This window comes from Streptomyces sp. NPDC020996 (assembly GCF_040641355.1).
Classification (GTDB): Bacteria; Actinomycetota; Actinomycetes; order Streptomycetales; family Streptomycetaceae; genus Streptomyces.
In genome coordinates, this window is sequence record NZ_JBFADM010000032.1 from 1 (window position 1) to 7994 (window position 7994).

5 protein-coding genes are annotated in these 7994 nt (G+C 70.8%); all 5 read left to right on the forward strand.

The features are described 5' to 3' along the window. The first annotated feature begins 679 nt into the window (after positions 1–679). Positions 680–1357: a spermidine synthase gene (locus tag AB0G63_RS21655; protein WP_360752583.1), complete on the forward strand. Its 678-nt coding sequence runs from the start codon at positions 680–682 to the stop codon at positions 1355–1357. A gap of 146 nt (positions 1358–1503) precedes the next feature. Continuing rightward, positions 1504–2241 (forward strand): response regulator transcription factor, encoded by a 738-nt coding sequence (locus AB0G63_RS21660; protein ID WP_360752585.1) that lies wholly within the window; start codon positions 1504–1506, stop codon positions 2239–2241. Continuing rightward, positions 2238–3347 (forward strand): ATP-binding protein, encoded by a 1110-nt coding sequence (locus AB0G63_RS21665; RefSeq protein ID WP_360752588.1) that lies wholly within the window; start codon positions 2238–2240, stop codon positions 3345–3347. The genes AB0G63_RS21660 and AB0G63_RS21665 overlap by 4 nt, the downstream gene beginning before the upstream one ends. Positions 3348–3648: 301 nt before the next feature. Beyond that, on the forward strand, positions 3649–7470 hold the full coding sequence (locus AB0G63_RS21670; protein WP_360752591.1) for a multifunctional oxoglutarate decarboxylase/oxoglutarate dehydrogenase thiamine pyrophosphate-binding subunit/dihydrolipoyllysine-residue succinyltransferase subunit: 3822 nt from the start codon (positions 3649–3651) through the stop codon (positions 7468–7470). A 186-nt stretch (positions 7471–7656) separates the two neighbouring features. Next, positions 7657–7836, forward strand: a complete 180-nt coding sequence (locus tag AB0G63_RS21675) for a DUF6104 family protein (RefSeq protein WP_003992906.1) — start codon at positions 7657–7659, stop codon at positions 7834–7836. Positions 7837–7994: the final 158 nt, after the last annotated feature.

Genomic DNA, 7994 nt, shown 5'->3' on the forward strand with positions numbered 1-7994 from the left:
CCGGCGGGCGCCGGGCGGGGGTGCCCGGCGGACGCCCGGCGGGGGTGCCCGGCGGACGCCCGGCGGGAGTGCCCGGCGGACGCCCGGCGGGAGTGCCCGGCGGACGCCCGGCGGGGCATCGACAGTGCCGCTGACCTGCGCCACCCGACGCCGGACGAACGCCGAGGGGCGACCGCGGCGGTCGTCGGCGGCCGGGGCGACGCGGCGGCGTCGAGGGGCGGCACCACTGACCGCCGGACACCCGGCCGACGAGCCCGGCAGGACTGCGGGCGGTCAGCGATTCGTCCGGGCGTACGTGCGCGGTCTGCAGGGCCCGCGGCCCGGGCCGGGTTCGGTCGCCGCGACGGTCAAGCACTTCTCCGGCGGCGGCCCGCAGAAGAACGGCGGGGAACCGCACTTCCCCCACGGCAAGGAGCAGGTGCACCCGGGCGGGATGCGCGAGCACACCGAGACCCGGACCACGCACCTGGACCACGGACCCGGACCACAGACGCGGACCACAGACGCGGACCACAGACGCGGACCACAGACGCGGGGCGCGACCGCAACGCGCGGTGCACGGTGCATGGTGCGTGGCACCGCGCACCGCGCACCACGCACCGCGCACCGCGCACCACGCACCGCGCCGACACCCACAATTCCCGTGGCCGTAGCGCCGTGTTCGTGCAGGATGGGCCCCATGACCGCCACCTACGAAACCCCCGTGGTGCTGGATCGTCGTGAGGGTCCCCACGGGGAGGTCGTGCTGCGCCGGCACGGCGAGTTGCTGCAGATCATCGCCAACGGCTGCTTCCTGATGGACACCTCCGACGGCCGCTCCGAGCGGCTGCTCGTCGACGCCGCGCTGGACGCCCTCGGCGCCCGCACCGAACCGCACGTGCTGATCGGCGGGCTCGGCGTCGGCTTCTCGCTCGCACACGCCGCGGCGAATCCCCGCTGGGGCGCGATCACGGTCGTGGAACGCGAACAAGCGATCATCGACTGGCATCTGCGCGGCCCGCTGTCGGCGCTGTCCTCACAGGCTGTGGCCGACCCGCGCACCCGCATCGTCGAGGCCGACCTGGTCGAGCACCTCCGTGAGACGTCCACCACGTACGACGCCCTGTGCCTGGACATCGACAACGGGCCCGGCTGGACCGTCACCGAGGGCAACGGCACCCTCTACTCGCCCGCCGGACTGGCAAGCTGCGCAAGGGTGTTGAGGCCGGGCGGGGTTCTCGCGGTGTGGTCGGCCGAGCCCTCCACGGAATTCGAAGAAACCTTGTGGAATGCCGGGTTCCCACAGGTGCGTACCGAAGAGGTCCCCGTTGCCCGGGGCGTTCCCGACGTCGTGCACCTCGCCGTCCGACCTGGATAGCAAACAAACGGTGACTCCCCGTACGCTGCTGCCCTGACGCCGATCATTCCGCGTCAATCGCAGGCATGCGCAGACCTGTGCAAGTGCAGACATGTGCAAGTAACGGATCACCCCACGGATTCCGGAAAGCAACTCAGGGGCGGGCGATGGAGCAGACACACACCTCGCACAGCGGCACGACCACGACCCAGGGCGCGCAGCGCCGGGTGCTGGTGGTCGAGGACGATCCGACGATCGTCGACGCCATCGCGGCCCGCCTGCGCGCCGAGGGTTTCCTCGTGCAGACCGCCGGCGACGGTCCGGCCGCCGTCGACACCGCCGAGGCCTGGCAGCCCGATCTGCTGATCCTCGACATCATGCTGCCCGGCTTCGACGGACTGGAGGTCTGCCGCCGCGTGCAGGCCGCCCGTCCGGTGCCGGTGCTGATGCTCACCGCGCGCGACGACGAGACCGACATGCTGGTCGGACTCGGCGTCGGCGCCGACGACTACATGACGAAGCCGTTCTCCATGCGGGAGCTGGCCGCGCGGGTGCACGTGCTGCTGCGCCGCGTGGAGCGGGCCGCGCTGGCCGCGGCGACGCCGAGGAGCGGCATCCTGCGCCTGGGCGAGCTGGAGATCGACCACGCGCAGCGGCGGGTCCGGGTGCGCTCGGAGGACGTGCACCTCACGCCCACCGAGTTCGACCTCCTGGTCTGCCTGGCGAACACCCCGCGTGCGGTGCTCTCCCGCGAGCAGCTGCTGGCCGAGGTGTGGGACTGGGCGGACGCCTCCGGCACCCGGACCGTCGACAGCCACATCAAGGCGCTGCGCCGGAAGATCGGCGCCGAGCGGATCCGCACGGTGCACGGCGTGGGTTACGCGCTGGAGACGCCGAACCCATGAGCGGCGGACCGGCCGGACCGAGAGGCCCCGGGGAGGAACCCTGGGGCGGCGTACGCCCGTTCTCGATCAAGACGAAGCTGGGCGTGCTGGTCGTCGTCTCGGTGCTGATCACCACGGGTCTGCTGATGATCGCGGTGCGCACGGAGACCGAGCTGCGTTTCATCACGGTCTTCTCGATGATCGCCACCCTGCTGATCACGCAGTTCGTCGCGCACTCGCTCACCGCGCCGCTGGACGAGATGAACGCGGTGGCCCGTTCCATCTCGCACGGCGACTACACGCGCCGGGTGCGTGAGAACCGGCGGGACGAACTGGGCGACCTGGCCCAGACGATCAACCGCATGGCCGACGACCTGGAGGCCCAGGACCGGCAGCGCAAGGAGCTGGTCGCGAACGTCTCGCACGAGCTGCGCACGCCCATCGCGGGCCTGCGCGCGGTGCTGGAGAACATCGTGGACGGCGTCTCGCCCGCCGACACCGAGACCATGCGCACGGCCCTGAAGCAGACGGAGCGGCTCGGGCGGCTGGTGGAGACGCTGCTCGACCTGTCCCGGCTGGACAACGGCGTCGTTCCGCTGCGCAAGCGGCGCTTCGAGGTGTGGCCGTACCTGTCGGGCGTGCTGAAGGAGGCCAACATGGCCGTGCCCGCCCGCGCGGGCATCGCCTCCGGCTCCGGCACCCACACCCGCACAGACGTCCATCTGCACCTCGACGTCTCCCCGCCCGAACTGACCGCGCACGCCGACCCGGAGCGCATCCACCAGGTGGTCGCCAACCTGATCGACAACGCGGTCAAGCACAGCCCGCCGCACGGCCGGGTGACCGTCAAGGCGCGGCGCGGCGCGCAGCCGGAGTCGCTGGAGCTGGAGGTGCTGGACGAGGGTCCCGGCATCCCCCGCTCGGAGTGGCACCGGGTCTTCGAGCGTTTCAACCGGGGCGACGCGGGCGCGTCGAAGGGGCCGGGCAGCGATGGCGGCACGGGCCTCGGCCTGGCGATCGCCCGTTGGGCGGTGGATCTGCACGGCGGCCGGATAGGGGTGGCCGAATCTGCGCGAGGTTGCCGGATTCTTGTCACTCTTCCGGGAGAGACATCCCTACCAAGTTGACGTAAAGTCCGAACCGGAGTCGCCGGATCCACCGGCGTTCGCGCCGGCGGACACGTGTGACCAGGAACAGGCCCGCAGGCTCTGCTGGCAGGGCCTGCACCGGCGCACCCCGGCGCGCCCCAACGGCCCCCTCGTACAGCAGAACCACGCTTGTTTCCCGCCGTTTCGACCCCCGAAACACCCTTCGCAATGTGACTTACGCGACGATGAACCGGCCCGGACTGACCTTCACCGCCGGGGAGGCGTAGCCTTGATTCCCGCTGTCCATCACCTTGTGAAGCGGAAGAGGGCGGTTGCCGCCGTGTCGCCACAGTCCCCCAGTAACTCAAGCTCCTCCACCCTTCGGGCAGGAGGCGCGTCTACGACCGACGCCGACCAAGCGGGCAAGAACCCCGCTGCCGCGTTCGGTCCCAATGAGTGGCTCGTCGACGAGATCTATCAGCAGTACCTCCAGGACCCGAATTCGGTAGACCGCGCCTGGTGGGACTTCTTCGCCGACTACAAGCCGGGGGCGGCCGCCACCCCGGCTCCGGCGGGTGCTGCGGCCGCGGGGGCCGCAGGGACCACCACCACCCCGGCGCCGGCCGCCCCGGCCGTGCCCGCGGCTCCGGCCGCCGCTCCCGCTCCGGCCCCCGCGGCCCCGAAGCCCGCCGCCGCGGCTCCCGCCCCGGCCCCGGCTCCGGCTCCCGCGAAGGCCGCCCCGGCCCCGAAGCCCGCCGCGAAGCCGAAGGCGGAGCCCGCCGCGCAGGCCGCCGAAGGCCCGGAGCTGGTGCCGCTGCGCGGCCCGTCCGCCGCGGTCGCCAAGAACATGAACGCCTCGCTGGAACTGCCCACGGCCACGTCCGTGCGCGCGGTCCCGGTGAAGCTGCTGTTCGACAACCGCATCGTCATCAACAACCACCTCAAGCGGGCCCGCGGCGGGAAGATCTCCTTCACGCACATCATCGGCTACGCGATGGTGCAGGCCATCAAGGCCATGCCGTCGATGAACTGGTCGTTCGGCGAGAAGGACGGCAAGCCGGTCCTCGTCAAGCCGCCGCACGTCAACCTCGGCCTGGCCATCGACCTGGTGAAGCCCAACGGCGACCGCCAGCTCGTCGTGGCCGCCATCAAGAAGGCCGAGACGCTGAACTTCTTCGAGTTCTGGCAGGCCTACGAGGACATCGTCCGCCGCGCCCGCGACGGCAAGCTGACGATGGACGACTTCACCGGCGTCACGGTCTCCCTGACCAACCCCGGCGGCCTCGGCACCGTCCACTCGGTGCCGCGCCTGATGCCCGGCCAGTCGGTGATCATGGGCGTCGGTTCCATGGACTACCCGGCGGAGTTCCAGGGCACCTCCCAGGACACCCTCAACAAGCTCGGCATCTCGAAGGTCATGACGCTCACGTCGACCTACGACCACCGGGTGATCCAGGGCGCGGCCTCCGGCGAGTTCCTCCGCCAGGTCGCGAACCTCCTGCTCGGCGAGAGCGGCTTCTACGACGACATCTTCGAGGCCCTGCGCATCCCCTACGAGCCGGTCCGCTGGCTGCGGGACATCGACGCCAGCCACGACGACGACGTCACCAAGGCCGCCCGCGTCTTCGAGCTGATCCACTCCTACCGGGTCCGCGGCCACGTCATGGCCGACACCGACCCGCTGGAGTACCGCCAGCGCAAGCACCCCGACCTGGACATCGTCGAGCACGGCCTCACCCTGTGGGACCTGGAGCGCGAGTTCGCCGTCGGCGGCTTCGCCGGCAAGTCGATGATGAAGCTGCGCGACATCCTCGGCGTGCTGCGCGACTCGTACTGCCGCACCACCGGCATCGAGTTCATGCACATCCAGGACCCCAAGCAGCGCAAGTGGATCCAGGACCGGGTGGAGCGCCCGCACTCCAAGCCGGAGCGCGAGGAGCAGCTGCGCATCCTGCGGCGGCTGAACGCGGCGGAGGCGTTCGAGACCTTCCTGCAGACGAAGTACGTCGGCCAGAAGCGCTTCTCGCTGGAGGGCGGCGAGTCCGTCATCCCGCTGCTCGACGCGGTGCTGGACAGCGCTGCCGAGTCGCGCCTGGACGAGGTCGTCATCGGCATGGCCCACCGCGGCCGCCTGAACGTCCTGGCGAACATCGTCGGCAAGTCGTACGCGCAGATCTTCCGCGAGTTCGAGGGCAACCTCGACCCGAAGTCGATGCACGGCTCCGGCGACGTGAAGTACCACCTGGGCGCCGAGGGCACCTTCACCGGCCTGGACGGCGAGCAGATCAAGGTCAGCCTGGTGGCGAACCCGTCCCACCTGGAGGCGGTCGACCCCGTCCTCGAGGGCGTGGCCCGGGCCAAGCAGGACATCATCAACAAGGGCGGCACGGACTTCACCGTCCTGCCGGTGGCGATCCACGGCGACGCGGCCTTCGCGGGCCAGGGCGTGGTGGCCGAGACCCTGAACATGTCGCAGCTGCGCGGCTACCGCACCGGCGGCACGGTCCACATCGTCATCAACAACCAGGTCGGCTTCACCGCGGCCCCCGAGTCCTCGCGTTCGTCGATGTACGCGACGGACGTGGCCCGCATGATCGAGGCCCCGATCTTCCACGTGAACGGCGACGACCCCGAGGCGGTCGTGCGGGTCGCGCGGCTGGCGTTCGAGTTCCGCCAGGCGTTCAACAAGGACGTGGTGATCGACCTCATCTGCTACCGCCGCCGCGGTCACAACGAATCGGACAACCCGGCCTTCACCCAGCCGCTGATGTACGACCTGATCGACAAGAAGCGCTCGGTGCGCAAGCTGTACACCGAGTCCCTGATCGGTCGCGGCGACATCACCCTGGAAGAGGCCGAGCAGGCGCTGCAGGACTACCAGGGCCAGCTGGAGAAGGTCTTCACCGAGGTCCGCGAGGCCACCTCGCAGCCGGTGGCGGCGGCCACGTCCGACCCGCAGGCCGAGTTCCCGGTGGCGGTCTCCACGGCGGTCTCCACCGAGGTCGTCAAGCGGATCGCCGAGTCCCAGGTCAACATCCCCGACCACATCACCGTGCACCCGCGTCTGCTGCCGCAGCTGCAGCGCCGGGCGGCGATGGTCGAGGACGGCACGATCGACTGGGGCATGGGCGAGACCCTCGCGGTCGGCTCCCTGCTGCTGGAGGGCGTCCCGGTCCGGCTGGCCGGCCAGGACTCCCAGCGCGGCACCTTCGGCCAGCGCCACGCGGTGATCATCGACCGCAGCACCGGCGAGGAGTACACGCCGCTGCAGTACCTGGCGGAGGAACAGGCGCGCCTGAACGTCTACAACTCCCTGCTGTCCGAGTACGCGGCCATGGGCTTCGAGTACGGCTACTCGCTGGCCCGCCCGGACGCGCTGGTGATGTGGGAGGCGCAGTTCGGTGACTTCGTCAACGGCGCGCAGACGGTCGTGGACGAGTTCATCTCCTCGGCGGAGCAGAAGTGGGGCCAGACCTCCGGCGTGACGCTGCTGCTGCCGCACGGCTACGAGGGCCAGGGCCCGGACCACTCGTCCGCCCGCCCGGAGCGCTTCCTGCAGCTGTGCGCCCAGAACAACATGACGGTCGCGATGCCGACCTCGCCGTCGAACTACTTCCACCTGCTGCGGTGGCAGGTGCACAACCCGCACCACAAGCCGCTGATCGTCTTCACCCCGAAGTCGATGCTGCGCCTGAAGGCCGCGGCCTCGAAGGCGGAGGAGTTCACGACGGGCCAGTTCCGCCCGGTCATCGGCGACGCGTCGGTGGACCCGGCCGCGGTCCGCAAGGTCGTCTTCTGCGCGGGCAAGGTCTACTACGACCTGGACGCCGAGCGCCGCAAGCGCGGTGTGACGGACACCGCGATCGTCCGCATCGAGCGCCTGTACCCGCTGGCGGGTGCCGAGCTCCAGGCGGAGATCGCCAAGTACCCGAACGCCGAGAAGTACCTGTGGGCCCAGGAAGAGCCGGCCAACCAGGGCGCCTGGCCGTTCATCGCCCTGAACCTGATCGACCACCTGGACCTGGCGGTCGGCGCGGACATCCCGGCGAGCGAGCGCCTGCGCCGCATCTCCCGCCCGCACTCCTCCTCCCCGGCGGTGGGTTCCGCGAAGCGCCACCAGGCGGAGCAGGAACAGCTGGTGCGCGAGGTGTTCGAGGCGTGAGCCGCTGAACTCCGGTCGTGGTGAGGCCCGGTCCCGTTCTTCGGATGCTGCATCCGTTTTCCGGGGCCGGGCCTCACCGCGTTCCCGCTCCGCGCTCCCGCTCCGCTTCTCCCGGCCGCTGCCTCCGCCGCCGGTGACTCCGTAGGCTGTCCCCAGCACCCCGTACGACTGCAGGAGAGCGGCCCCATGTACTTCACCGACCGAGGCATCGAGGAGCTGGAGAAGCGGCGCGGCGAGGAGGAGGTCACCTTCGAGTGGCTCGCCGAGCAACTGCGGACGTTCGTCGACCTCAACCCGGACTTCGAGGTGCCGGTGGAACGGCTGGCGACGTGGCTGGCCCGGCTGGACGACGAGGACGACGAGTAACGGGTCGTCCCGGGGTGCCCTGGCCGGGGTTGGAACGGACTCAGGACCGGGTGCCGGGGCGGACTCAGGGCCAGGTTCCGGGCGGGCTCCCAGCCGGACTCCGGGGCGGGCTCCCAGCCGGACTCCGGCCCAGGTCCCGGGCGGGTCGGACCTCGGAC

Coding starts and splice junctions, on each gene's coding strand:
- AB0G63_RS21655 (WP_360752583.1), top strand. CDS start 680: ATGACCGCCACCTACGAAACCCCCGTGGTGCTGGATCGTCGTGAGGGT.
- AB0G63_RS21660 (WP_360752585.1), top strand. CDS start 1,504: ATGGAGCAGACACACACCTCGCACAGCGGCACGACCACGACCCAGGGC.
- AB0G63_RS21665 (WP_360752588.1), top strand. CDS start 2,238: ATGAGCGGCGGACCGGCCGGACCGAGAGGCCCCGGGGAGGAACCCTGG.
- AB0G63_RS21675 (WP_003992906.1), top strand. CDS start 7,657: ATGTACTTCACCGACCGAGGCATCGAGGAGCTGGAGAAGCGGCGCGGC.